Annotated in this window: 22 protein-coding genes; 12 read left to right on the top strand and 10 right to left on the bottom strand. The window is 62.2% G+C overall.

Going from position 1 to position 24738, the window contains the following annotated elements:
• The first annotated feature begins 50 nt into the window (after positions 1 to 50).
• The gene (locus KTC28_RS04745; protein WP_216710035.1) at positions 51 to 1526 is read left to right on the top strand and encodes an APC family permease; all 1476 of its coding nucleotides are present in this window, start codon (positions 51 to 53) and stop codon (positions 1524 to 1526) included.
• A 270-nt stretch (positions 1527 to 1796) separates the two neighbouring features.
• Entirely contained in the window at positions 1797 to 2786 is a 990-nt protein-coding gene (locus KTC28_RS04750) for a Gfo/Idh/MocA family protein (RefSeq protein ID WP_216710034.1), read from the top strand.
• Positions 2787 to 3253: 467 nt separating this feature from the next.
• On the opposite strand, the gene KTC28_RS04755 is transcribed toward KTC28_RS04750, so the two are convergent.
• Positions 3254 to 3847, bottom strand: coding sequence for a PEPxxWA-CTERM sorting domain-containing protein (locus KTC28_RS04755; RefSeq protein WP_216710033.1), 594 nt, complete (start codon positions 3845 to 3847; stop codon positions 3254 to 3256).
• Positions 3848 to 4855: 1008 nt separating this feature from the next.
• Between KTC28_RS04755 and KTC28_RS23270 the strand changes: the two genes are divergently transcribed.
• Positions 4856 to 5272, top strand: a complete 417-nt coding sequence (locus KTC28_RS23270; protein WP_369426587.1) for a transposase — start codon at positions 4856 to 4858, stop codon at positions 5270 to 5272.
• Here the strand turns inward: KTC28_RS23270 and KTC28_RS04765 are convergent.
• Positions 5190 to 5495: a hypothetical protein gene (locus KTC28_RS04765; protein ID WP_216710031.1), complete on the bottom strand. Its 306-nt coding sequence runs from the start codon at positions 5493 to 5495 to the stop codon at positions 5190 to 5192. The genes KTC28_RS23270 and KTC28_RS04765 overlap by 83 nt on opposite strands.
• Before the next feature lie 436 nt (positions 5496 to 5931).
• Positions 5932 to 6759 (bottom strand): hypothetical protein, encoded by an 828-nt coding sequence (locus KTC28_RS04770; RefSeq protein WP_216710030.1) that lies wholly within the window; start codon positions 6757 to 6759, stop codon positions 5932 to 5934.
• A gap of 514 nt (positions 6760 to 7273) precedes the next feature.
• Here KTC28_RS04770 and KTC28_RS04775 point away from each other — a divergent pair.
• From KTC28_RS04775 to KTC28_RS04785, 3 genes are read left to right on the top strand one after another with little or no spacing between them, the layout of a single operon-like run.
• A complete protein-coding gene (locus KTC28_RS04775; protein ID WP_216710029.1) occupies positions 7274 to 8395 on the top strand; it encodes an 8-amino-7-oxononanoate synthase in 1122 nt (373 codons plus the stop codon).
• Positions 8392 to 9012 (top strand): dethiobiotin synthase, encoded by a 621-nt coding sequence (gene bioD, locus KTC28_RS04780; RefSeq protein ID WP_216710028.1) that lies wholly within the window; start codon positions 8392 to 8394, stop codon positions 9010 to 9012. The genes KTC28_RS04775 and bioD overlap by 4 nt, the downstream gene beginning before the upstream one ends.
• On the top strand, positions 9009 to 10256 hold the full coding sequence (locus KTC28_RS04785; protein ID WP_216710027.1) for an adenosylmethionine--8-amino-7-oxononanoate transaminase: 1248 nt from the start codon (positions 9009 to 9011) through the stop codon (positions 10254 to 10256). The genes bioD and KTC28_RS04785 overlap by 4 nt, the downstream gene beginning before the upstream one ends.
• Before the next feature lie 424 nt (positions 10257 to 10680).
• Here KTC28_RS04785 and KTC28_RS04790 read toward each other — a convergent pair whose 3' ends face one another.
• Positions 10681 to 11610: an SAM-dependent methyltransferase gene (locus KTC28_RS04790; RefSeq protein ID WP_216710026.1), complete on the bottom strand. Its 930-nt coding sequence runs from the start codon at positions 11608 to 11610 to the stop codon at positions 10681 to 10683.
• A 177-nt stretch (positions 11611 to 11787) separates the two neighbouring features.
• On the opposite strand from KTC28_RS04790, the gene KTC28_RS04795 reads away from it, so the two are divergent.
• Positions 11788 to 12201: a helix-turn-helix domain-containing protein gene (locus tag KTC28_RS04795; RefSeq protein WP_369426578.1), complete on the top strand. Its 414-nt coding sequence runs from the start codon at positions 11788 to 11790 to the stop codon at positions 12199 to 12201.
• A gap of 379 nt (positions 12202 to 12580) precedes the next feature.
• Here KTC28_RS04795 and KTC28_RS04800 read toward each other — a convergent pair whose 3' ends face one another.
• Entirely contained in the window at positions 12581 to 13024 is a 444-nt protein-coding gene (locus KTC28_RS04800) for a BLUF domain-containing protein (protein ID WP_216710024.1), read from the bottom strand.
• A 12-nt stretch (positions 13025 to 13036) separates the two neighbouring features.
• Complete coding sequence (locus tag KTC28_RS04805) at positions 13037 to 14695, bottom strand: putative bifunctional diguanylate cyclase/phosphodiesterase (protein WP_216710023.1); 1659 nt, start codon at positions 14693 to 14695, stop codon at positions 13037 to 13039.
• Between the two features lie 410 nt (positions 14696 to 15105).
• Here KTC28_RS04805 and KTC28_RS04810 point away from each other — a divergent pair, with 410 nt between their 5' ends.
• Positions 15106 to 15399: a YuaX family protein gene (locus KTC28_RS04810; RefSeq protein WP_216710022.1), complete on the top strand. Its 294-nt coding sequence runs from the start codon at positions 15106 to 15108 to the stop codon at positions 15397 to 15399.
• Between the two features lie 147 nt (positions 15400 to 15546).
• Positions 15547 to 15891, top strand: a complete 345-nt coding sequence (locus tag KTC28_RS04815; RefSeq protein ID WP_216710021.1) for a hypothetical protein — start codon at positions 15547 to 15549, stop codon at positions 15889 to 15891.
• 355 nt (positions 15892 to 16246) lie between these two features.
• Here the strand turns inward: KTC28_RS04815 and KTC28_RS04820 are convergent, their stop codons facing one another.
• From KTC28_RS04820 to KTC28_RS04835, 4 genes are read right to left on the bottom strand one after another with little or no spacing between them, the layout of a single operon-like run.
• Positions 16247 to 17980: an N-acyl-D-amino-acid deacylase family protein gene (locus KTC28_RS04820; protein WP_216710020.1), complete on the bottom strand. Its 1734-nt coding sequence runs from the start codon at positions 17978 to 17980 to the stop codon at positions 16247 to 16249.
• A gap of 24 nt (positions 17981 to 18004) precedes the next feature.
• Positions 18005 to 19276, bottom strand: a complete 1272-nt coding sequence (locus KTC28_RS04825) for a dipeptidase (RefSeq protein ID WP_216710019.1) — start codon at positions 19274 to 19276, stop codon at positions 18005 to 18007.
• Position 19277: 1 nt separating this feature from the next.
• The gene (locus KTC28_RS04830) at positions 19278 to 19553 is read right to left on the bottom strand and encodes an ACT-like domain-containing protein (RefSeq protein ID WP_216710018.1); all 276 of its coding nucleotides are present in this window, start codon (positions 19551 to 19553) and stop codon (positions 19278 to 19280) included.
• Complete coding sequence (locus KTC28_RS04835) at positions 19550 to 20239, bottom strand: helix-turn-helix domain-containing protein (protein ID WP_216710098.1); 690 nt, start codon at positions 20237 to 20239, stop codon at positions 19550 to 19552. The genes KTC28_RS04830 and KTC28_RS04835 overlap by 4 nt, the downstream gene beginning before the upstream one ends.
• Before the next feature lie 129 nt (positions 20240 to 20368).
• Here KTC28_RS04835 and KTC28_RS04840 point away from each other — a divergent pair, with 129 nt between their 5' ends.
• From KTC28_RS04840 to KTC28_RS04850, 3 genes are read left to right on the top strand one after another with little or no spacing between them, the layout of a single operon-like run.
• On the top strand, positions 20369 to 22384 hold the full coding sequence (locus tag KTC28_RS04840; protein WP_216710017.1) for a serine hydrolase domain-containing protein: 2016 nt from the start codon (positions 20369 to 20371) through the stop codon (positions 22382 to 22384).
• A complete protein-coding gene (locus tag KTC28_RS04845; RefSeq protein ID WP_216710016.1) occupies positions 22384 to 23385 on the top strand; it encodes a dipeptide epimerase in 1002 nt (333 codons plus the stop codon). The genes KTC28_RS04840 and KTC28_RS04845 overlap by 1 nt, the downstream gene beginning before the upstream one ends.
• Positions 23382 to 24647: a peptide MFS transporter gene (locus KTC28_RS04850; protein WP_216710015.1), complete on the top strand. Its 1266-nt coding sequence runs from the start codon at positions 23382 to 23384 to the stop codon at positions 24645 to 24647. Before KTC28_RS04845 ends, KTC28_RS04850 begins: the two co-directional genes overlap by 4 nt.
• Positions 24648 to 24738: the final 91 nt, after the last annotated feature.

Here is a 24738-nt window from a genome sequence, read left to right on the forward strand (position 1 = left end):
GCAGATATGGCCCATGATCCCGACCCAGTCATCATCGCGCTCGGCTCGCCGTGACGACGATCAACGACCTGACCGGGTATGATGAAGACGGGTCGATCACGGACGTCGATACCAAGCTCAAGAAGGGGCGGCTGAACACTTACGACGTGACACTGGCCGCATTCGCCTTCAACGCTCCAGGCTACATCGCGGCCTCCGCGATACCGCTCATCTATGGGGTCGTCGGGCACGCGGCGCCGCTGTCGATCCTCGTCGCCTTCCTGTTCCCAATGTGCGTCCTGGCGTTCTGCCTGATCCGTCTCGTCCGCGAGGCTCCGTCCGCCGGAGGCGTGTTCACCTTCACCGAACGCTTCGTACATCCCGGCGCCGCGACCGTACTCGGATGGACGTATACGGTCATGGCCGCCACGACCGCCCCACTGACCGCGGTGATTGGAGCCCGATACATCCAAGCGCTGTTTCCCGCCTTTCAGGGAGACTTCCAGGCGAGGATCATCGGCACGGTGATGCTCGTGGTGTTCTCGGTGGTGAGCAACCGCGGCGTCGAGTTGACGGCGAAGATCGCCGGCGTCCTGCTCGCGTTCGAGATCGTGGTGGTTGCGGGACTTGGCCTCTGCGGCATCGTCGCTCCCCAGGTCCACGACGTGCCGATCCTGTCCCTCTATTCGGTCAGCGCCGCCGGCGGACTGATGGCCGTCGGTCAGGGCGTCCTCTTCGGCGTCTTCATGCTCGCCAACTTCGACTCGGCGATCAACTTCATCGAGGAATCGAAGGTGCCCGTGCGGACAGTGCAACGCTCGCTCATGCTCGTTCTAGGCCTCGCGCTGATCGTGTACAGCCTCGCAGCCATCGGCTGGCAGTTCGCAGTTCCCATCCCGGAACTCACCAGGGCGAGCGCCGCTCCGGGTGGAAGCCCTATCGCCACCGTGGCCGACGTCTATCTTCCGGGCTGGCTGACCTGGATTGCCCCCCTTGTCGTCGTGACGTCCAGTTTCGCGGGCATGCAGGCGTCGCTCAACTCGGGGGCGCGGACCCTATACCGTATGGGGCAGGACGGACACCTGCCGGCGAGGGTCTGTCGCACCAACCGCCATCAGGCGCCATCGACGGCGATCTTCGGGCTCGCTGCCGCAGGCGTACTCGCCGTCTGGCTACGGCCCTTCGCAGACCTCGTCTGGTACATTGACACCTTCACGATTACCCTGGTTCTCTCCTACGTCGCGATGCTCGCGGCCTACATCCGGCTGGTCTGGTCGAAACATCCCGCCGGCACGGCGACAATGCTTTCTGTGCTTCCGGCGTTGGCGCTCGTAATGCTCGTGTACGTCGCGTATTCGGCGGGCATTTCGGCATCCGATTCAAGCGCCAAGTACAACGCCTGGTACATCGGAACAGCGGTTTTGCTGACGGGATGGTTTCTGGTCGTCCTGAACCGCCGGCGACGGAGGGCGCACCAGTCCCGGCGCGCCGAAGTCGACGTCGGCGTTTCCAACGTCACGCCTGCAGCCGTCGCTTCGTCGACCTGACGCAAACTCCCTTCATTCATCTCGGAAGCCTTCCATGCACCAGCCCCCTCTCGATGCGTTCGTTCGTCGACGATTTGTGCGGAACCGAGCGGCAGTGCCGCGCATCCGCGATTCTAAATTTTCGATTGACGGTGGACCACCGTGAATCTGGGGGAACCTGCATTGCCGGATTACCGCAGCGGCCAGGGGCGGCAACGTTGTCGAGATTTTGCAGGATCAGTGAGACCGGCATCGAGACGGGCTCGAGGCGCCTGAGCGAGAGGAACCACATTGTCCAAGTACCGGATCGGCATCATAGGTCTCGGCAAGATCGCGCGCGATCAGCACCTACCCGCGATCTCCGCGTCAGGCGCGTTCGAGCTAGCGGCGGTATCCAACATCGGCGGCTCGACAGCGCTGGTGGGCGTTCCCGCCTTTCCCGGCTACGTCGAAATGCTAGAAGCCGTCTCGGATCTCGACGCGGTGTCGATCTGCACTCCTCCCGGACCCCGCCGCTCGATCGCCGCAGCGTGCCTGGCGGCCGGCAAGCATGTACTGCTCGAGAAGCCGCCGGCGGCGACGGTGGCGGAGGTCGGCGACATCGCGCGCCGTGCCGCAGCGATCGGCAAGGTGGCCTTCGCCACCTACCACGCGCAGCACAATGCCGCCGTCAAGCGAGCGGCCAACCTCCTCGAAGGCAAGACGGTGAAGTCTCTCGGCGTGATCTGGAAGGAGGACCTGCGGCAATGGCATCCCGGACAGGACTGGATACTGGAGGCGGGCGGCTTCGGCATCTTCGATCCCGGTATCAACGCGTTATCGATCTTGACCCGCATCCTTCCCGAACCGGTGTTCGTAAGTGCGGCAGAGCTGTTCTTTCCAGCCAACCGCCAAGCGCCCATTGCGGCTAAGCTAACGTTCAGCACCGGGCTCGCCCCGGATGGGCAGCTGACCGGCGACTTCGACTGGCGTGAGACCGGGCCGCAGACATGGTCGATCGCCGTCGAGACCGTCGATGGGACCAAGCTCAAGCTGACTGACGGCGGATCGCGACTTGAGACCGAAGGCGCGCCACCATTCGTCGGTCCGGCCGACGAATACCTCGATATCTATAGGGAGTTCGCCGAACGGCTGGAGGATCGTCGCTCGAACGTCGATGCGGCACCCCTTCAGCTTGTCGCGGACGCCTTTATGATCGCGACCCGGACCGAGGTCGCGGCTTTTGACTTCGCCGGATCGTCGCAGGCGCTGCCCGCGCCGGATCGCCAGAAACCGGACTGACGACGCGCTTCGCGCCCGGCGACGCCGGGCCCAGCAACCACACAGCGCTGCCCAGGAGGTCATCCGATCTGGAACGCACAGCCGCTTCCCCACGCCTGACATGGTGACGTGGCATAGCCGGGGTTTCCCGGGGGAGCCGCGTTTAGCCTTCCGCGAACGGTCCCAAGGCGTGTTAGGTTGGTTCGTCGATGATCGAATAGGACATAATGAGTTCATCGGCCTCCTAGGCGGGAGGGAGATGGCAATCGTTGCCCAACGAATGCGAGGACCATCCAGTAAACCAGAAACCAAGTCGACTATAGTGCAACATAGGGTCGACCAAGGCAGTCAATTGATTTTTTGTGATATAGCCTGTGACGTTCACCAGGATCCGCCGTCTTGCTGGCGCTGCCGGCATTGGAGGGCTGCAGTAAAAGGCCGCCCGACTTTAGATAGGCGGCCCTTTACCTCACTCAAGTGTTCACTGTTTAGGCATGATTGATGCGCGTCGCGAGCTTGTTGCGGCTGCGGAGCGAGCCGCCGATTGCGCCGAAACCGATGATCATCATGGCCCACGTTGCCGGCTCTGGGACGTCACCTGCGACCGGTGTCGTAAAGCTGAAGTTGTCGAAGATTACGCCACCCGGATCGTCCGAGAAGACGATCAGCTGCGTGATGTTCGGCACGATGGACAGGTTGAACACGTCCTGGGTGAGAGGGTCTCCATCCGCGAAAAGTCGGCCAGTAAAGGACGCCGTCGTTGAAGAGCCCTGAAATCCTAGCGTGCTCGTCGTGTCATCATCGGAGTAATTGAAGGTAAGATTCGACACCGGCTTTAAGAAATCGATAATAAGAGTACCGCTGCAATCGGTCTGGAATGCGCAAAGCGCCAGGCCGGTGCTGCCGGAAACAGCGCTGAACCCTCCCGACGACGAGCTGAACGTCACCCCTGGGTAGCTAATCGAACCCTCAGCCTGCACGCCTACCGTCAGATTTTCAAAGTCAATCGTCTCGGCGAGCGCTGGAGAGTTGGCCAAGAGCAGCGAACTTACCGCTGCGATTAACTTCTGCAATGTCTTCATTCGTCACTCCTGAACTCGCGCCGCGCTGCATCTGCGCGGACGCGCGAGGACGCTATGGTAAACGTCAGCGCAGAGGTCAACGGCGCGAGTCGCGGTCCATTTCAGCGCTGGCCAGCGACCAGTACCGCAATCGTGATGGCGACAGCGTTAGGGCACAAATGATCGCAGCGTGTCTGTGACAATGTCCTCTATCCCCTCCGGATTCCAGGGCTTTTCGCCGCAAATGATCCGAAATGGAATTCTGGCTGTCATGCACGCCATCATCGAGTGATTGTGCTACGGAATCGTCATGGGGTTCCGCCCCTACCTTCTCGAAACACTTGTCATCGAGTGTCAACTCCCGGCACGTCAATGCGTCGGGCGGCACCGCGGGGCCGGCAACCGCCGGAGCGACGAGGATGGCAAAGGCGTGCATGTGAGCCGCTCCGTATCTCGCAACGGCTCGCGTATCGCGTATCGTTTTATATCAGGTCAGCATGTGTTTGGCCGTGCCACGACTATTCCGTCCAAGTTCGATGTCGTCGCGCGTTGTTGCATCCGCGACGCCATTCTGAGCAGTCGCTGCTCCGCCGTGCTCATGAGCACCTCATCGGACGGTTGATGACAAGGGAAAAGACCGTGTCACCACAAGCGGTGAGGCGCATCATCGTATCGCGCTGCGACCTGCGGGTCCGCTTGCGTCCGGCCTCTGCTGATCGTGTCTAGATGTTTGATTCCAGGCTTTGATGGCGCATTATTCACGGCCAGCTGGAAGGAAGCGCTATGGCCCGTTTCAGGCTGGTCAAGGATCGCACCGCAGCGAAGAACCGCGAACATTGTCTGCCGCTCGCCGCTGGTGAAGCGGCACGCCGCGCAGCGGTTTTCCCAGATCGACCGTCAGATCGCCGCGATTGACGCTGAACTGAAAACCAGCCTCTTCCGCGAGCCGGAACTCGCCGCACGCTTCAACGTCCTTGTCTCGATCCCGGGCATATCGACGAGCTTACGGCGATCGCCATGCTCATCGATATGCCCGAACTCGACACTCTCGATTACAAGCAGTTCGCGTCGCTGGCCGGTCTTGCACCGATCGCTCGCGATAGCGGGCAGCATCGCGGAAAATGCCATATCCCGGGCGGCCGCGCGGAACTGCGAGGCGCTCTTTACATGCCCGCGCACGTCGCCATCCGGTTTAACCCCGACATGAAAGCCAAGTACACAGCACTCGTCGCCGCCGGAAGAAACCGCCAAAGGTCGCGAACACAGCCGTCACGCGGAAGCTCGTTATCCTGGCAAACTCGCTGCTCAAGGCCGAACGAGTGTGGACGCCAGAACCCGCTTGATCACAACGGATACTCTAAACTCAGTCAGCGACTGGGTAGGCTGATTTCTCGGCATCATCGATCGATAGGCGCTCGACCAGCGTGCCGATCGCCGCTCCGTTGAACGACGCGGTCGAAACGCCGTCGATCTGAATCGCGAATTCGGGCGTCAGGGTTGCCTTTGATCGATGATCGAGGTCGAGTTGCTGCCACGCTTGCACGGCGCTGCGCAGGTTCGTCACCTCGGCGAGTTCGATGTCGCCACGATGGACGTTCTCAAGCGCAGCGCTCATGCGCCAGTCGATCGTCGGTGTCATTGCGTGATCGCCCCACGTCGCTTCGGTCATGATCACCCCACGTCCTGTCGTTGCAACGACCTCTACAGCCGAGCTGCTCGACGCGACAAGGGTGACATGATCAAAATTAGTGTGGAAGAACCCTCGTAGTTCGAAGCCTCGCTCGTGGACATCCATGTAAGGGGCGATTGAGGGCCAGCCTCTCCGGCCGGCTGATGTGCAGAAGGGTGTGGATGGGTATTCGCCGACGACAACTCGACGCGCCCTTCGCGGCAAGCGGCGTCGGGATGCCGTACCGGTCGCCCTGTTCCTCGACGAGTCGCGCCACTTTCTTGCCATGGATTGCCCTTTGATATGAATTGGGCAAGCGCCATCATTGGCGGCGTGTCGGTGGAGGTGCAATTCGATCCTTTCGGCAAGTCATTGACCGCTTAGAATAAAATTCGCCAATGATCTAAATATGCCCCGAAGGTGCCACTCCTTTCTTTCAAGGTACCGCGGCTGGCCCCTTCCGCAAGCCTGCCCGTCGCCTTGGGGTTGTTTCAGCGATTGTCATTCCGTTGCGAATCGAATGGTGTCTCCAGTCCGATCTCCAGCAGCAGCATCCGGCCGAGATGAGAAATCTCCAGATTATGCTTGAAGTCGCCGGTGCGCGTGTCGAATCGGGAGTTTCACCCGCCTTCACGTTCCCGAAGTTCTTTTTGAGCAGCCCCAGGTTGAACAACCGCGTCTTGCCGATTTCGTAGAGCACGTTCCGATCGATCGCCGACGGCGGGGACTGCATGTGCGGCGGATCCGGTCGGTTGACCTTTTCAAACGCCATCCGGTCTGCTCCGCCGTATGTCCTGCCGTAGGCGTTCAGAATGTTGACCTCGTCCTCGTCCAGCGCGCCCAAAGTGTGCAGGAGCCGCTTGCGCCGGACGACCTCGGCGTCATCCTCGTTTATCCCACGGACGACCGCCTCGACGATCTGATCGATCCTCTCCCGCGAAGTCGCCCGGGCCGACTGGAAGCCGCCTTCCTCGATTAGATCGATCTTCTCGGGGTTTTCCATCAGCTCCGTCCTGACGTCGGCAGTCAGATCGTCAAGGCGAGACGTGAGCGTCCGCAGGTAGACGGCGACGCGGTCGGCTCGTTGACCAGGGATCACCATGCCGACGATCTCCGCCACGAGACCGCCGGCGACTGGCACCGCCCCCACCACGCCCTTGCCGATCGCGATTAACCGGTCACGCCAGTCATCGTCGAGACCGTCTCGTAGGGGTCCGTCATTTGTCATCCTCGCCTCCTTAATTGTCCTCGTAGGTTCAAACATGCTTGACGGATTAATTCTCCAAGCCGCGGCACCATCTTTCGGGGCATCGTCGGTACAATAGGCGCGTCTATCCGCCGCACGTCCATCTTCCGCTGCATACTCACATCGCAGCCGCCTGCCCGGAAATCCTTTATCTGCGTATTTCGTAGCGCCACGACGCCGACTGTCTCCACCTCATTCTTCTCACCAGACCAGAAATCTTGAAAGGCGAGGTTTGGCAACGAGTGGTCGCTGACGCGGCCAATCGAATGCGCCACCAGTCTTTGGATCCGTCCTACAAAAATCACCGTGCTCATTGCCCTGATGACCGCGGTGGCGCCGGCCGGAGCGACCGCCGGGCCGCCGCCCTACGACATTGTCATTCGCCACGGGCAGGTGTTCGACGGGTGATCACTGCTTCAACCACCAAGGCGACCTGATAGCACGATGCCGATGCACGTCGAGCCGTCGACATGGTCGATGCAGCGACCGAATGCCTCTCGGCAAGTGGCTACGCTGGCGTTAGCAGAGGCGAATGGGCGCATGTGATATTTTGGAGAGCGGACTGACGCAGCTTTCCGCAATGGGTCGACGTCGGTCTTTGATGCCTCGGACCGGTTTAGACTTCTCCTCCAATGATTATCTAGGTTTGGCTGCATCTAGCCGCCTGCGAGCCGCCGTCGTGGCGGCCTTGGCGCGTGGAGTTCCGATCGGTTCGGGAGGATCGCGCCTGCTGCGCGGCAACTGCGAAGAGCATGAGTTGCTCGAGGAAGAAGCCGCCCAATTCTTTGGATCCGAAGCCGCCCTTTTCGTGGGGTCCGGTTACGGTGCGAACGCCTTGCTCTTCTCGACGCTGCCGCAGCGCGGCGATCTCGTCGTCTATGACGAGCTAATCCACGCGAGCGCGCATGAAGGAATGCGACTTGGCCGAGCGGAGACAAGGGGCTTTGCACACAACGACGTGGACGCTGCTGCCGACGTGATTGCCGCGTGGCGCAATCGTGGTGGATCGGGAACGCCATGGCTCGCGATGGAAAGCCTGTACAGCATGGACGGCGACCGCGCGCCGCTAACCGACGCTGCCTTGCTCGCCGAACGGCAAGGCGCAATGCTTCTGATCGACGAAGCGCATGCCACCGGCGTGTTCGGCCCTGATGGTCGCGGCTTAGCCGCGGATCTCGACGGGGGAGCCAATGTCGTCGTGCTACGCACGTGCGGAAAGGCGTTGGGGTGCGAAGGGGCCTTAATCCTCGCGCCAGTCACGGTGCGCGACTTCCTGATCAATCGAGGTCGAGGCTTTATTTTCTCGACCGCGCCGTCGCCGCTAATCGCGGCCGTGGTCCGCGACGCGCTGCGCTGCCTGCGCGATGAGCCAGAGCGCCGAGACCGGCTTCACGCGCTTCTCCACTCAGCGGCGCGCGAGTTGTGCCGCATCGGGATGCCCGTGTCAGGATCGCCGATCCAACCAGTTGTCATCGGTGACGACCGCCGGACGATGGAGATCGCCGCCGTGTTGCAGGCGACAGGGTTCGATGTGCGTGGCGTGCGTCCGCCCACCGTCCCGCCCGGTACCGCGCGGCTGCGACTGTCGTTCACGCTCAACGTCGATGAGGCGTCGATTGCGGCGCTCGTGACCGCCCTGCAGGAGCATTTGTGACCACGATCGTCGTAACCGGCACCGACACCGACGTCGGCAAGACTATCTTCGCTGCCGCTTTGACCACAGCGTTGGGTGCTATGTACTGGAAGCCAATCCAGGCCGGGTTGGCCGACGGCAGCGATGCCTCAACCGTTGCCTCGCTCGGGGTGCCGCAACGAGATATCCTGCCTGAGGCCTATCGCCTGACGACGCCTTGTTCACCGCACCGCGCCGCCGAGCTCGACGGTATCGAGATTAATGCTGACCTTCTGACGCCTTTACCTATGCGCGAAACGCTGGTGGTCGAAGGGGCCGGTGGCGTGCTCGTGCCGGTCACGAGGCGGCTGCTCTATGCCGACCTGTTCGCCCGTTGGGGCCATCCAGTCGTGATCGTCGCGCGTACCGAACTGGGCACGATCAACCATAGCTTGCTGTCGATCGAAGCCCTGCGCGCCCGCGCCGTCCCGATCCTCGGCATCGCGTTTATTGGCGATCCAAACGAAGACAGCGAAGCGATCGTCGTCGAACTTGGCAAAGTCAGGCACCTGGGCCGGCTCCCGCGCCTTACCTCGCTGACGGCGACCAGCTTACGGGCAGCGTTCCACGCCAACTTCAGACTGGAGGATTTCCGTTGAGCGAATCCTCGATATGGCACCCCTTCACGCAGCACGGCCTCGCCGAGCCGATCCCGCTTGTCGAACGCGCCGAAGGCGCCGCGCTTTTTACCGCCGATGGCCGGCGGATCGTTGACGCGATCTCGTCCTGGTGGGTGACGACCCACGGCCATGCCCACCCACGCATCGCCGCCGCAATCGCCGAACAGGTCGGTAAGCTCGATCAGATTATCTTCGCGGGGTGGACGCACGAACCAGCAGAGACGCTGGCAGCCGGACTACGCGCGATAATGCCGCCGGCTCTCACACGTGTCTTCTTCTCCGATTCGGGCTCGACCAGCGTTGAAGTCGCGCTGAAGATGGCGCTGGGCTATTGGTTGAACCGTGGCGAACCGCGGCATCGCATCCTGGTGCTCGAGCACGGCTATCATGGCGACACGATCGGCGCGATGTCGGTCGGTGCGCGCGGCGTCTTTAACCGTGCCTACGCACCGCTGCTATTTGACGTGGAGACGATCCCTTTTCCAACCATGGGCCGCGAGCAAACGACGTTGGACGCGCTTGATCAGGCCTGCGCTGAGGGAGCGGCAGCGTTGATCATCGAGCCGTTGCTGCTCGGTGCCGGTGGCATGCTGGTCTATTCGGCGGCAACGCTTGCCGAGATGCGCCGCATCTGTGCGCACCACGGCGTGCTGTTCATCGCCGATGAGGTGATGACGGCGTGGGGACGGACCGGCACGCTGCTGGCCTGCGAGCAAGCGGGCATCGTGCCCGACATCCTGTGCCTCTCGAAGGGACTGACAGGGGGCGCTATTCCACTAGCGGTGACGATGGCGATCGAGCCCATCTTCGCCGCTCACTACGGCACCGACCGGTCGAGCATGTTCTTCCACTCGTCGAGCTACACCGCCAACCCGATCGCCTGCGCCGCCGCGAACGCCAACATCGCGATCTGGCGGGAAGAGCCGGTGCTTGAACGCGTCGGCAATCTTGCGCGACGCCAGTCAGAGGGGCTCATTATGCTTCAGTCGCAGCCCGGCGCGATTAATGGACGCCAGCTCGGCACCGTCACGGCGATCGAAATTGGGGATAGCAACGGCTACCTGTCTGCTCTTGCGCCGCGCCTGATGTCTTTCTTTCGGGAGCGCGACGTGCTGCTGAGGCCCCTCGGCAACACTGTCTATGTCATGCCGCCTTACTGTATATCGGACGAAGATCTCGACGTTATCTACGACAGCATCGCGGAAGCCGTAACCTCAAGGTGAAGAGCGATCCGTTTTTAAACGCTCGCGCCGCCGTTCGTGCCGTCGACCAAACAGTCATGCAGCTACCAAATTTCAGCTAAAGAACGCGAACGTTGGTAGTTCTTTCTCGCCGGACTAGTAGCGCTGGAGGGTCAGTCCGACCCAGGCACCGACCGATCACGACCGCTTGAAATTGGTCGGATCTTCGATCGCGGTTTTGAACGAAGTCGCAGTCGCCACGCCGCCACGCCGACGCAGGGGATGGTCATGAGCAGCTGGCATGGGTCGACGCCGATCTACCCGCCTGTCGACAGCTTTTTTCAAGCCTGTTTCACCGGTTACGCAGTGGAACAGGGGCATCACGCTTCGACGCTTAGTTAACACCCTGGAGTCCCATGAGACACCTTATTTCGGTGTCTCGGTGTTCACGGGGCCGGCAGCGAGCTCAATCAGTGAATGGGTCAGCCGACGAGGTAAGGACAGCCCTAGTCTGCCCACCTGCCTCAACCCACTTGCGATACGGTGCCACGATCTCCGTTTTGGCGAGGCTTGGGTTACCTGTAACATTTGCTGCCGCCCGTCGGAACTGAGGCTCGAGTTCAGCCATCGCACCCTTCACGTCGCCACGGATAAAGTAGTGCGATGATGGGGGACGTGCAGAAAATTCATCAAGAATTAGGCCCGCCCTCGCGCCCACTCGCTGAATGGCAAAATCGGCACGGTCTTTCGTGGTGAACTCGAAGTCGGGGTGCTTGATTTCGCCCTCAATAAGCGCGCGTAAAACGGGGCGACGCTCCCAGATCTGAAAGACAGTTGGCACGTCAAATATTTCTGAATCAAGCACGAATGCATTGCTTTTCACCGTTTCGTCGTGAATTAGGTGGAAGTTAGGGTCGAGACGATTGATAATTGAGATCTTCCGGAACGACATTGGCAGGATGAATGCAATAAAGACTGCTTGCTTAGCGGCATGGTTGAAAAAGCGAATAGCAATGCTTGCATTTCTTCCAAAGGGGACATTGCCAATGAATACGATCCCCCGTTCGCTCTGGATTTCCGTCTCGAAGAAATCTGACTTGGTGATGCCCTCACCTTTCGGTTCGAGGTCAAAAGCCAACCTGCATGGCGGCATTAAATCCGAAAAAGACCCTGTACCAGCGCTCGGCTCCACGGTTTGATACAAACTTAGATTCATAAACCGATGACAATTGTGGTATAATTGTGCCGCCACATCTTTATCGGTGTAATATTGATCTAGCTGGAATGCTGGTTTCGATCTGTCCTTGCGCAGCGATCGCTTCGTCGCGGCCTCACGGCGGGTTGAAGTTAGACGACCGCGTATCGCGGCATCGGCATCGGGCTTGAGGTTGCTCATCCAAGCGTTTAGGACGGGCCGCCAATCGATGTGCATCAACGTCACATAATCGCTGGAACACAAGTCATGCCGTCACGCAGCAGACAGCGGCTTCCCTCGGGCTACGCGCAACTCAGGCCCGATCTCGGCGCGTTCCTTCGGAGGGAGCGTAAGGAACACGAACTCAAGCAGCAGTCTGTGGCCGACGACATCGGGCTTTCGCGGGAAAATCTGTCACGCATTGAATGCGGTCATTCGTGGCCTGGATACGACACACTTCTAGGTTTGATGATGATCTTCAGTCTTGACTGGCCGCAAATCGCCGTCGAGGGCAATACCGATCGCGTACCCCGGCCATTTCAAGACAGTCGGCGCGGGTTATCTCGGCTGAGGCTCGGCAGTTGTTTACGCGAAGGGCGTCAAAGCGAAGGTTTATCGCTTAAGGGGTTGGCGGAACGCTGTGGTATGTCGGCGGCACAACTTTCGCGGATCGAGCGCGGCGAGGCGTCGAGGAGCCGGGCCTTTGAGGATGATCCCGCCGACGCCGGTTGGCCAAAGGATGACCGCTGTGAGCGATTTGTGCATCTCGAACTGCGGCGCCTTGCCGGCTAGCGAGCTAAGGGGTCGAGATCGTCCTGCCACACCAACTGATCAAGGTTACAGCGGCGCTGCTACTCGACGTGACCTCGAGGGCAATTTGTAGCGCTTCGGCGGTTTGATCCTTGGGCAGGATGACGAATAAGTCAGCGAACACACGCCACGCAAGATTCATTGAAGTTCCGTCGTGACCTTTGACGCGGTGACAGACTGTCAGATATCTTTTCACTACCGCTTTACTAGCGGTAATGCCGGACGTCACCTATGTTCTCGATCGAGTCGTAAATAAGCTGCATGGAGATGCGTCGCGGAGTAGCCGCGTGACGACGCTGAATGTCTACAGCTTGCCACCTGTCCAGTTATCCATAAGCCAACGTCAACACCCACTGTATTTTTAATCAGTGGGATGCTCTTCTTCCATGGCGAGCCCTCGCAGAGTGTCAAACAGTGCATCACCGTCCATCTTTGCGGGATCAAAACCGCTGCCGTTGACGAGAACTCCGTAGCGAGCGGCGTCGCCGATCGAAGCTCCAACGAACCCCATCGACCAGTTCTCGAAAGCTCGGACAGCTACGGGATCGAACGCTAGGAGCGATACATCGCTGTGACGATCGTCCTGCTGAATGCGCTCGAACACGTCCTCAACGGCGGAACGCGGACCTTCAAGGACCTGAGCGAAGCAGCCGGAGTTGAACATTAGCGCGCCGGTAACATCGACACGCTGATTGTTCACCTGACTTTTTGCCAAGATTGAGATTATCGCCGCCTCAACCGCGTCCGCATCGCCGGTCACGGTATTGTGGCTATAATAGACCAGACGATAAAGCTCGTCCGACATGACATATCTCCCCTAAGCAGCTTCTGCTGAGCATGTGGTTGCAAGAAGCGCCATTGTGGCTTCTGCCGAAATCGGCCGACCGGTTAGGTAACCCTGCACTTCATCACAACCGGCAGCGCCGACGCAGGCAAGCTCGCCTTCAGTCTCGACACCTTCCGCAATTGTCTTCATGCGCAGCGCCGCGGCAAGGCCAGTGACGGCACGAAAAATCGCCTGCCGTTCGACGTGAGAATCGATATCGCGAACGAAGCACTGGTCGATCTTGATTTTATCGAACGGAAACTTCTGAAGGTAACCGAGCGACGAATATCCGGTCCCGAAATCGTCCATCGTCACGGCGACACCGACTTCCCGTAGCCGATTGAGCGTTTTCAGGACATCATTGGTATCGTTAAGCAGTGCACCTTCCGTGATCTCAAGCTCCAATCGGTGCGCGTCAAGCTGCGATTGAGCGAGAGCCGACGTCACCGTCTCGGCGAGTTTTCCACCCCGAAATTGTACCGGCGAGAGGTTGACGGCAATCGTGACCGGGACCGGCCACGCGGCGGCTTGCTTGCACGCCGTACGAAGCACCCATTCTCCGATTGCTCCGATGATACTGATCTCTTCGGCGAGCGGAATAAACTCCTCAGGCGGTACGACGCCACGTGTGGGATGGTGCCACCTGATGAGCGCTTCGAAGCCGATGATCAGCTTCGATGCGAGATTATACTGTGGCTGATACAAAAGCTGCAGCTGCTTGAGAGCTAAAGCGCGACGAAGATCGGTTTCCAGCGCTCGTCGCGCCGGCAGATGGTCGGCCATCTCCGGCGCGAACATGCGGTAGCAGCCGCGGCCCTCTGCCTTGGCTCGGTAGAGCGCGAGATCAGCGTTCTTGAGCAATACATCGGGCTCGCGACCATCGATCGGCGCAATCGCGACCCCGACACTTGCTCCGATGTGCAGGAGGTGACCGTCGATCGCATAGGCCCGGCCGATTAGGTCGACCAAGCGTGTCGCAAGCGCTTGCGCACCAGCTGGCTGCGGCGTGTCCGATTGAATGACTGCAAATTCATCACCGCCGAGGCGCGCCACGATATCGCCGTCGCGCGTCGCGCTCTTGAAACGCTCGGCTACCTTCCGGAGCAGTGTGTCGCCGATCGGATGTCCAAGCGTATCATTGACCGCCTTGAAGCGATCGAGATCGATATACAGCAACGCCGCTGCCTGACCCGTCCGTGCTACGTTGGTAAGCCGCTCCACCAAGCGATCCCGTAACGCCTTACGGTTGGCTAGCCCGGTCAATGCGTCACGTTCCGCCATCTCGGCATTGCGCACATAGGTCGTGACATCATCCATGCTGAGGACGAAACCACCGCTCGATAACGGGCGCAGCGTGCAGTCGAGCAGGCGATCATCGGTGAGCCGAAGCCTGACCGGTGTCGAAGCGACACCGCTATCGACTTCTGCGAATACCTCGTCTCCACCCGTAGCACCGCAACTGGTAAACAGAGCCGTTAACGTGCAGCCGATCGGTTCGACCGGAAGGAATAGATCCCTTGCACTCGTGTTCACGTATTCAACCTGGCGGTCTTCGTCGACAATGAGGACCGCCGTCGCCATTTCCGGAAGCGCAGCGCTTCGCGGCTGCGGCGCTAAGACAGTCTTTTGATCTTCCCCGCTGGCTTTCATTAAACACATCTCTCGTGACAAGTTGTGGGAGTGTACGTTCAGAAATTCGCTAATCAATCATATCGATTTGCGTGATCCGAACCAACCACAATATTCTTAATATGCGGGTGGTTAACGCCCTTTAAGTATAGACGGACATTTGAACGGATGTGACAGAACATCCAACAAGTATTTGTTTAACCAGTTAAGGTTCCGATCCGGACGTTTATTTTCTCGCATGACCGATCTATTCCGAGGGTTGGCATCTCGGCGATTATCGAAACCGGCGGATGGCCGGTCGATTCCTTCCAGGCAGGACGTGCAAGGTCCGCTGCACACGCGAACCGGCATCGATGACCGACGCATTCCGCCGTGGCCCCCGGGGCCGATTCTATTAATGTCCGTCGTCGGATGAAGGTGGCTGCTCTCGTATGTTCAAAACCGAGGACTTCGATCGACTCACCCGGAATTTCGAGGAAGCGCACATCGCGTTGGCGGGGCTTCAGGACGAACTCGGCAGCATCACGTTCTCGCCGGGTGATCCTGCGAGCATCGAGATGGCGATGAGAAACATCGATGCGATTATCGATCGCCGGTTGAGGGCGTACCTGAGCAATCCGATGCTCCTGCCAATCGCCGACCAACTCAAGGACCGATACCATGACGCGATCGGCGAACGCGCGGCGGCTTGGCGCTCATCCTCGGCGCCTGCGACGACAAGATGAAGCCCATGCTTTCACGTCTGCTGTCGAGCCGAGGTTGCCGACCACTCGGCTTCGTCCGCGGCGAAACCGTGAACGAAGCAATTAAGCCTGTCCCAGCGGCGCGGTCGCGAGTTCGTTCCGTTACGATGCTGACCGCACTCATGTGCGTTGAGCCTCTACGTCGCTTTCGGCAGCGGGGCGGCTCTCTACAGCGAGGCCTTCGATCGATCCACAGGCTCGAACACATCGTCTCTGTCGCATCGCGAAGAGCCGCATCTGACGCTAGCCCAAATTCTGCAGCGGGTGCTCGACCAGGCGATCAGGTCATCGACGGCGATCGTCGCAATCAAAGGTGGACGATCTCGACCGACTCATCGATTGTTCTGGACCATCGCAGGTTCGCCGATCAACTGCGCCCGGGAGATCTGCATCGAACACTGGTTCGCATGCGAACTCGGTGATTGTCCGTCGCCCGAGCCCTTCCGCGACGTGGCGACCGTTCTAGTGGATTGACTCCAGTTCGCTGCCCGACCCCGCGGTGTTGATGTCGACTTGGACGACGGTGTTCCCCTGTTCGCCTTGTCTCATCCGGCGGCTAAAAAAACACCGTGCTCTTCGCTGATCAGTTGAGCGGGCGTTATGCTGTCGTAGGCACCTGACCTTCACGCGATAAAGAGGAATGTGCTCGCAAAAACGAGCGGCACCAATTGAATCTCATGCGACTGATTGCGTAACCGAAGGAAGCCGAGGTATCGATGCTACCGAGTTTGTCGCCACCGCCACCACTGCGATGCTGCCGACTCTAGCACAAGGTTTGCGCTGCTTGGTGGCTTAGATGGCAGTATGGCGCGCGCAGCCGCTCGCCTCATTAGCCGCGTGTCCATGCCCAGTCGGACGCTGCCGCACGACAACCGCCGTTCGGCCCGCCGGTCCATGCCCGCCCGCGGACGACGCGACCTGACGCCGCGCCGGTCGGGGCGCCGTCCCGCAAGGCGAACATCCCGTTGACGAGGACGTCGGACACGCCGGTCGCCAGCTGGTCAGGCTTCTCGTAGGTCGAATGATCCGAGATCGTCGCCGGGTCGAAGACGACGAGATCGGCATATCTGGCGACCTGGAGACGACCGCGGTCAGGCAGCGAAAGGTTGTCGGCCGGCAGGCTCGTCAGCCGCCGGATGGCGTCGGGCAGGGTCGCGTCATGCGTATCCCGAACATAATGGCCGAGCACCCGGGCGAAGTTGCCGTAGGCGCGGGGATGCTCCTTCGATAGTTTGAAAGCGCCGCCGGGCGACGGTGCCCCCGCGTCGGACCCGAAGCTCATCCACGGCAGCGCGACCTCGCGGCGGACGTTGTCCTCGGTCATCAGGAAGTACGCGACGCCGACGCGGCTGCCGTCCTCGACGACGAGGTCCATCGCCGTCTCCTCAGGTGACTTGCCGCGCATCGCCGCGACCTCGGCGAGCGTCTTGCCCGTCAGCGGCTTCAGCGCGGGATTCTTGAACGCGAGCAGCACCATGCCCTTCGGTCCAGCCCCGGCATACATGTTCTCCCACGTCGTCGGGTGTGACGTCCGCATCTCGGCTACGACGCGCGCGCGGATCTGCGGGTCCTTCAGCCGTTCGGCCCACTTCGCATAGCCGCCTTCCTGCACCCAGTTCGGCATAGCGGCATCGAGCCCCGTCGCGCCGGCGGTGTAGTTGTACATGTCGGCGGTGATGCGCACGCCCTTGGCCCGCTCGGCCTCAATCATGGCGACGATCTTGTCGAGCTTCCCCCAGTTGTCGCGGCCTGCCTGTTTGAAATGGTAGATCTCGGCCGGGGCGCCAGATGCCTCGGCGATGTCGAACGTCTCCTGCACCGCCGCCTCGAGCCGGTCACCTTCGTTGCGGATGTGGGCGATGTACATGCCGCCGCAGGCCGCCGAGACCTTCGCGAGGGCGATCAGTTCCGGCGTCTTCGCATAGACTGCGGGGTTGTAGATGAGGGCGTCGGTCACCCCGAGCGCGCCGTCCTCCATCGCGCTCCTGACCAGGCTTTGCATCGTCTCGAGTTGTCCGGGTGTCGGCTGGACATCCCCTTCACCCAGGACGTAGGTCCGGACCGTGCCAGCGCCGACGAACGAGGCGATGTTCGGAGAGATGCCCTTCTTCTGCAGCATGGTCAGATACTGGTCGAGCGTCGTCCAGTCGACGGGATAACGGATGTCGCCCTGCTCCTCGACCGCGGCCTTGCGCATCGTCTCGTTGATCGGCCCCATCGAGATCTCGCCCATGACCTCGAGCGTCACGCCCTGGACGAGGTCGGACAGGGCGCGGCCGTCGGCGATCAAGCTCTCCTCAGGATGCGCCAGCATGTTGATGAACCCCGGCGCCACGGCCTTCCCCCGCGCATCGATCTCGGCCTTGCCGCGACCGGCGACGTGCGGCGCGATTTCGGCGATGCGATCACCGGTGACCGCCACATCGGCGACGAACGGCGCACCTCCGGAACCGTCGAAGATCTGCCCGCCACGGATGACGACGTCGTAGGTCGGTTGCGGCGCGGCCACGGCCGTCGCCGAAACGGTGGCGAGCAACAGGACGGAAAGCACTGCCGGGCGCATCTCGATCTCCTTGATTGTGACGGGTCAGTGATCGGGCAAGTGCGCCGTCGACGGCGGTTTGCCGGCGAGCGACGCGGCGACCGCCTCGGAGGCCGCCATGACGCGGAGGATGTTGCCGCCGGCGAGCTTTGCGATATCGGCATCGCGCCAACCGCGGTGCGCCATCTCGGAAAGAAGGGCCGGGTAGGTGTCAACGCCGCCGAGGCCCTCGGGAAGCGCCAAGCCGACGCCGTCGAAGTCGCTGCCGAGGCCGACGTGATCCAGCCCGGCGACCTTGACGATGTGATCGATGTGGTCGGCGACCATCGCCAGCGTGACCCGCGGCGCGGGATGCGCTTTCTGCCACTCGACCATCGCCGCCTGCGCCTTGGCAGGCTGGCCGACGTAGAGGCCGCCGTATGGCGGCGCGTTCAGCCGCGTCTTCTCGGCGGCCTCTTCCGCCGACCAGAGCCGGTAGGCGTCGGAGATGTAGGCGGGAGCGAAGTTGACCATGACCACGCCGCCATTGGCCGCGACGAGCCGGAGGACGTCGTCGGATACATTGCGCGGATGATCGTCGAGCGCGCGTGCGCTCGAATGCGAGAAGATGACGGGGGCCTTGGTTGCGGCCAGCGCCGCGCGCATCGTCGCCTCGCTGACGTGGCTGAGGTCGACCAGCATGCCGAGGCGGTTGAGTTCGCCGACGACCGCCACGCCGAATGGCGTCAGTCCGCCATGAACCGGATCGTCGGTAGCCGAATCGGCCCAGGCGAGGGTCTTGACGTGCGTCAGCGTTAGATAGCCTGCGCCGAGGTCATGATAGGCGCGCAGGACGGACAGGTCGGCGTCGATCTGGCCGCCGCCTTCGACGCCAATCATCGAGGCGATGCGTCCGCTCGCGTGGATGCGGCGGACGTCGGCGGCCGTGCGTGCCAGCGCGAAGTCGCGCGGGTAGCGGGCGACGAAGTTCTTGACGAGGTCGATCTGGTCGAGCGTCTCCTCGACCTGCTGCAGCGGCGGCAGGTCTGCCGACACGAAGACCGACCAGAACTGCCCGCCCACGTGGCCGCGACGCAGCCGGGCGATGTCGGTGTTGTATGGGGGGGACCTCAGCTCCAACCCATGCGTCAGGTCGATCGTCCAGCGACGGTCGCCCTCGCGTTCGCGCAGCACCTCGGCCCAGTCGTTGTGCCCGTCGATCAGTGGCGTCGCGGCGAGGATTTTCGCGATACGCGCGTCCTCTGTCGGAGCCGCGCGCAAAGGCGATGTTGCCAGGAGGAGCAGCGCCGCTGCTGCACGCCAAGTGGAACCGTTCATCTCAGCCGTCCCCCCCGATAAGACACGAAGCGCCTTGGCTATGCGTCAGGAGCGCCGAGGCGACGTCGGGCAGCGCCTGCATCTTGGCGAGGATCACACCGGCGCGGTGTTCGTCGAGCGTCGCCTCGACGATGCGCATGGCGAGGCCCGAGGTCGAGCGCGTCATGCAGATGGTCGCCGGCAGCAGATCCTGCTGGGCGAAGAAGCCGAGCAGACGGAGCGGCAGTTGCGACGATGCCGCGCCTTCGACGACGAACACGTGGCCCGGGGCGGTCATCGGCGCTTGCCGCGAAGTCCGCCGACATCGGCGCGCTCCCCACCACTTCCGGCACCCACGGTCGCCCGGTCCTCATGCATCGTGAGGAGCGTCTGCATGTGCTCATCGTCGGCACTCGACATCACGCCGAGCACCTCGGCCTCCTCACATCCTTCGGCGGCGAGATACGCATGACCCATGCTCGAGTCGAGATAGATCGATCCACCCTCTTCGAGGATCACGGGGTCGTAGAATTCACTCGTGACGACGACCCGCCCCTTCAGCACGAAGATGTATTCCTCGCCCGCGTGCCGGACCAACGCCCCGAACTCTTTGGCGGTCTTCGCGCGGATCTTCACGATGACCGGGATCATCCGCTTCTTCCGCAGCTCGGTGCAGAGGTAGTGGTAGTCGTAGTTGGCTGTCTCCACGCGGACCGAATGCGCGATGCTGCCGACACTGCGACGCGCCGTCACCGGCTGGACGAGCGCGTCGTCGTTTTCGGCGAACAATTCGGACATGCGCATGCCCAGGCGCTGGCTGAGCTGCAGCAGCTTGTCGTACGACAGGGTCAGGCGGTCGTGCTCGACCTTCGACAACGTCGATACCGGAATGCCGCTTTTGGCTCCCATCTCCTTCAGTGTCCATCCGTTGCGGCTGCGAAGGTTACGCAGGAGGGCGCCGAGTGTGGGGGCCGACGATGACACGAAACGAGCTCCCAGAGGATGATTGACGAATTCTCCATTCGGGATCAAACCATCCCAATCGGACTTGTTGCGCACGATCCTATCGGGTGAGGTCGGGGCGGGCAAGTCGGTCACTTGAGGGAGTAGGGCATGCGGCGGCTGGCGACGTTCATCGGACTGATCGGGCTGCTGGCCGGCGGCGCGCAGGCCCAGGTCACCTCGGCTTCGAGTCTCGCCCCCACGGCGTCGAGCGCGACGGTCATTCCATCAGCGACCATCGCGGTGGGCAGCGCGGCCCACCCGTTGTCCAAGGCCGACGTCGACGCGTGGCTCGACGGCTATCTGCCCTATGCACTGCGCGCAGGCGACATTCCCGGCGCTGTCGCGGTTGTGGTCAAAGACGGGAAGATCCTGACCGCCCGCGGCTTCGGCTTCGCCGATCTCGCCACACGCACACCCGTCGATCCGGAGAAGACGCTGTTCCGGCCTGGTTCGGTGTCGAAGCTGGTGACGTGGACGGCGGTCATGCAACTCGTCGGCGAGGGCAGGCTCGACCTCGACCGTGACGTCAATACATACCTCGATTTCACGATCCCGCCCTACGCGGGGAAACCGGTGACGCTGCGCCAGATCATGACCCATACCGCCGGGTTCGAGGAGGCTGGGAAAGGCATCATCTCCTACGACGCCAAGGATGACGTCGGCATCGCAGCCTATCTCAAGCGCTGGACGCCGCGGCGCATCTTCGCGCCCGGAACCACGCCCGCCTATTCGAACTGGGCGACCACGCTGGCCGGCTACATCGTCGCGCGCGCTTCGGGCGAGGACTTCGACACCTACGTCAAGCGCCATATCTTCGACCCGCTCGGGATGCACGACTCGACCTTCCGTCAGCCGCTACCGGCCAACCTCGCCCCTCAGATGGCGACCGGCTATCCCAAGCCGGGTGAGGCCAAGGGCTTCGAATTCGTCGTCCCCGCTCCGGCGGGAGCGCTTTCGGCGTCGGGCACCGACATGGGTCGGTTCATGATCGCCCATCTCCAACACGGCGAACTCGACGGACAGCGGATCCTGCCGGCGGCCGTCGCCGACGTGATGCACGACAGCCCGCTCGGAAAGGTCGATCCGCTGTCGTTGATGCCTCCGCTCAACCGCATGGAACTCGGCTTCTTCGAGACCAACATCAACGGTCGCGAGGTCATCGGCCATCTGGGCGACACCAGCGCCTTCCACACCTCGCTCCACCTTTTCATGAAGGACGGCGTCGGTCTCTACGTGTCCTTCAACAGCCCTGGAAAGGCGGGTGCGGTCGGTGCGCTCCGGACCGCGGTGTTCGAGGATTTCGCCGACCGCTATTTCCCGACGATCGCCGCAGCCGACGGCCGGGTCGATGCGACCACGGCCAAGCGTCACGTCGAGATGATGGTCGGTAACTGGACGGCCAGCCGGAGGGCCGATTCGTCGTTCCTTTCGGTCGTCTACGGCCTGATCGGACAGACGACGGTATCGGTCGGGTCGAAGGGCGAACTGGTGGTGCCGAGCCTGATGGCCCCCGGTGGCCGTCCCCGCCAGTGGGTCGAGATCGCCCCGTTCGTCTGGCGCGACGTCTATGGCCACGAGCGATTGGCGGCGAAGGTCATCGACGGGAAGGTCGCCCGTTGGACCTTCGACCTCGCTGCGCCCTTCGAGGTGTTCCTGCCGGTCGCCGCAGCCGTGTCGGCTTCGTGGCTTCTACCGGTCGCATACGCCAGCATCGCCGTTCTGCTGCTGACCGCGCTCTACTGGCCGGTGACGTGGTATGCCCGGCGAGTCTATCGCGCATCCCATCCCCTGACAGGCGTGGATCTGCGGGCCTATCGCGCCACTCGGGTCATGGCGGCGCTCGAGATCGCATTGCTCGTGGGGTGGGCCGCATTGGTCGCGGCCATCTTCGACGGCGGGACCCCCTCGCCGACGATGAACGCTGTGCTCACCGGCCTGGAGTTCGGCAGCATCGTCATCCTGTTCGGCACCGTGCTGATCGCCGGCTGGAATCTTGTCGCAACCTGGTCAGGAGGGAGACGGATCGCCGCGAAGTTGTGGAGCGTCCTGATTGTCGTCGCGGGGGCGATCCTGCTCTACGTCGGCGTCGTCTTCCATCTCACCACACTGACGACGTATTTCTGATGGCACCGCTGTCCATGGAAGTCGTCACCGAGACGCTTCGCCTCGCCTCGCCGTTCCGCATCGCGGGACATGTCTTCGAGACGTCGGACGTCGTCGTCGTCACGTTGAGCGACGGCGTGCATCGCGGCCGGGGCGAAGCGTCGGGCGTGTTCTATCTGCACGACGACCTCGATAACATGATCGCAGCGCTGACTGCTCGTCGAACCGCTCTCGAAGCCGGCCCGAGCCGCGAAGAATTGCGCGGCATTCTTCCGCCGGGCGGCGCCCGTAATGCAGTTGACTGCGCTTTGTGGGAGCTGGAGGCGGCGCGCGCCGGCCGGCCGGTCTGGGACCTCGCGGGGGTCGGCGAGCCGCGGCCGCTACGCACCACATTCACCATCGGCGCCGACGCGCCGACGGCTATGGCGGCGACGGCGACGGGTTATGCGCAGGCGCGGTCGATCAAGATCAAGCTCACCGGCGACGTCGGCCTCGATGTCGCCCGCGTCGCGGCGATTCGGGCAGCGCGGCCCGACGTCTGGCTCGGTGTCGACGGCAACCAGGGGTTCCTCCGCCACCAGCTCGTCGATCTGCTGCCGCAGCTGGCCGCGCTCGGCGTCGACCTGGTCGAGCAGCCGCTCGCGCGGGGCCGGGACGCCGATCTGGAGGGGTTGGATTCTCCGATCAGGATCGCGGGCGACGAAAGCATACTCGGCTTGGATGACGTCGCCAGCGCGGTCGGCCGGTTCGACGTCATCAACATCAAGCTCGACAAGTGCGGCGGCCTGACCGAGGGCCTGCTCATGGCGGCTGAGGCGCGACGTCTCGGTCTCGGGGTCATGGTCGGGACAATGGTGGGGACCAGCCTCGCGACCGCCCCGGGCTTCGTGCTCGGCCAGGTCTGCGATCTCGTCGATCTCGACGGCCCGACGTTCCTGGCGGCCGACCCGGCACCATGCGTCGTCTACGCCGACGGCACGGTCTGGTCGGGTCCGGAGGTATGGGGATCGGGCGCAGAATGACCACCGAGCCGCGGGGATGGTTCGGTCAGCCGCGCGGTCTAACCGTGCTCTTCCTGACCAACATGTGGGAGCAGTTCTCCTACTACGGCATGCGTGCGTTGCTGGTCTACTACATGACCAAGTCACTGCTGCTCGGGCAGGGGACTGCATCGCTCGTCTACGGCACCTATACCGCGTGCGCCTACTTCACTCCGATCGTCGGCGGCGTCGTCGCCGACCGCTTCCTCGGCAAACGCCGTGCGGTCATCGTCGGCGCATCCATCATGGCGGTCGGACACTTCATGATGGCCTTCGACGGACTGTTTTACCCGGCGCTGGCGACGATCGCGATCGGCAACGGGCTGTTCCTGCCGACGCTGCCCAGCCAGATCAACGACCTCTACGCGGCGGACGATCCACGGCGAGCGTGGGCCTACAACGTCTATTACGTCGGCATCAACATCGGCGGGTTCCTCGCTCCGCTCATCTGCGGAACGCTTGGCGAGGTCTACGGCTGGCACTACGGTTTTGCCGCCGCCGGCGTCGGCATGGTCGCCGGGCTGGCAATCTATCTCTGGGGCGGACAATACCTTCCGCCTGAGCCGATGCGTGCAGTCGCCTTGCAGGACCGGGGCCGTTTCGACCGATCGACGATTGGCGTCCTCGTCGCCGTGGCGCTTTCGGTAACGGTGTTCCGCGGCGCCTACGAGCAGGTCGGCAACACCGTCGCGCTCTGGGCGGACGCCGCCGTCGATCGGCGGGCTGGAAGCATGACGATTCCTATGACGTGGTTCCAGTCGCTGAACCCTCTACTTGTCATGATCATGACGCCGCCGCTTTTGACGCTTTGGCGACGGCAGGCGGCGGCGGGTCATCAGGAGAGGGCGACCCGGCGCATGGCCATTGGCGCGATCGTAGTCGCGGGTGCCTATATCATCCTCGCTGCGGTCGCCGTTGGCGATGGCCGCGCCGACTGGCGCTGGCTTGTCGTTTTCTTCGCCGTGTTCACACTCGGCGAGCTGTTCGTCCTTCCGACCGGGCTCGGCCTCTTCGCGCGTCTCGCTCCGCGGGGCCTCGGCGCGACGACCGTCGCGGCGTGGTATCTGACGATCTTCAGCGGAAGCCTGTCGGCGGGATTGGTCGGCACGGTCTGGACCCGCATGAGCCACGCCGCCTTCTTCCTGATGCTCGCCGGGATCGCCGGGATCGCGGCGCTTCTCCTGGCGGGCGTTGGCCCTCTCGAACGGACGCGAATGTTGCATAAAAGAGACGAAGAAGATTGATTCTCCGATTGGGATTAGACTGTCTTGTGCGGGACATATTTGCGGCAGTAGGTTTGTTGGATCGCGCTTGCGCACTCGAGGGGACCTGAAA

Source organism: Polymorphobacter megasporae, from assembly GCF_018982885.2.
GTDB lineage: Bacteria > Pseudomonadota > Alphaproteobacteria > Sphingomonadales > Sphingomonadaceae > Polymorphobacter_B > Polymorphobacter_B megasporae.

What these genes read in the sequence shown, in the direction of transcription:
- KTC28_RS04755 (WP_216710033.1), bottom strand. Translation starts at nt 3,847, where the DNA reads ATGAAGACATTGCAGAAGTTAATCGCAGCGGTAAGTTCGCTGCTCTTG.
- KTC28_RS23270 (WP_369426587.1), top strand. Translation starts at nt 4,856, where the DNA reads ATGCCCGAACTCGACACTCTCGATTACAAGCAGTTCGCGTCGCTGGCC.
- KTC28_RS04765 (WP_216710031.1), bottom strand. Translation starts at nt 5,495, where the DNA reads ATGACCGAAGCGACGTGGGGCGATCACGCAATGACACCGACGATCGAC.
- KTC28_RS04770 (WP_216710030.1), bottom strand. Translation starts at nt 6,759, where the DNA reads ATGTTTGAACCTACGAGGACAATTAAGGAGGCGAGGATGACAAATGAC.
- KTC28_RS04775 (WP_216710029.1), top strand. Translation starts at nt 7,274, where the DNA reads ATGGGCGCATGTGATATTTTGGAGAGCGGACTGACGCAGCTTTCCGCA.
- KTC28_RS04790 (WP_216710026.1), bottom strand. Translation starts at nt 11,610, where the DNA reads ATGAGCAACCTCAAGCCCGATGCCGATGCCGCGATACGCGGTCGTCTA.
- KTC28_RS04800 (WP_216710024.1), bottom strand. Translation starts at nt 13,024, where the DNA reads ATGTCGGACGAGCTTTATCGTCTGGTCTATTATAGCCACAATACCGTG.
- KTC28_RS04805 (WP_216710023.1), bottom strand. Translation starts at nt 14,695, where the DNA reads ATGAAAGCCAGCGGGGAAGATCAAAAGACTGTCTTAGCGCCGCAGCCG.
- KTC28_RS04810 (WP_216710022.1), top strand. Translation starts at nt 15,106, where the DNA reads ATGTTCAAAACCGAGGACTTCGATCGACTCACCCGGAATTTCGAGGAA.
- KTC28_RS04820 (WP_216710020.1), bottom strand. Translation starts at nt 17,980, where the DNA reads ATGCGCCCGGCAGTGCTTTCCGTCCTGTTGCTCGCCACCGTTTCGGCG.
- KTC28_RS04825 (WP_216710019.1), bottom strand. Translation starts at nt 19,276, where the DNA reads ATGAACGGTTCCACTTGGCGTGCAGCAGCGGCGCTGCTCCTCCTGGCA.
- KTC28_RS04830 (WP_216710018.1), bottom strand. Translation starts at nt 19,553, where the DNA reads ATGACCGCCCCGGGCCACGTGTTCGTCGTCGAAGGCGCGGCATCGTCG.
- KTC28_RS04840 (WP_216710017.1), top strand. Translation starts at nt 20,369, where the DNA reads ATGCGGCGGCTGGCGACGTTCATCGGACTGATCGGGCTGCTGGCCGGC.
- KTC28_RS04845 (WP_216710016.1), top strand. Translation starts at nt 22,384, where the DNA reads ATGGCACCGCTGTCCATGGAAGTCGTCACCGAGACGCTTCGCCTCGCC.
- KTC28_RS04850 (WP_216710015.1), top strand. Translation starts at nt 23,382, where the DNA reads ATGACCACCGAGCCGCGGGGATGGTTCGGTCAGCCGCGCGGTCTAACC.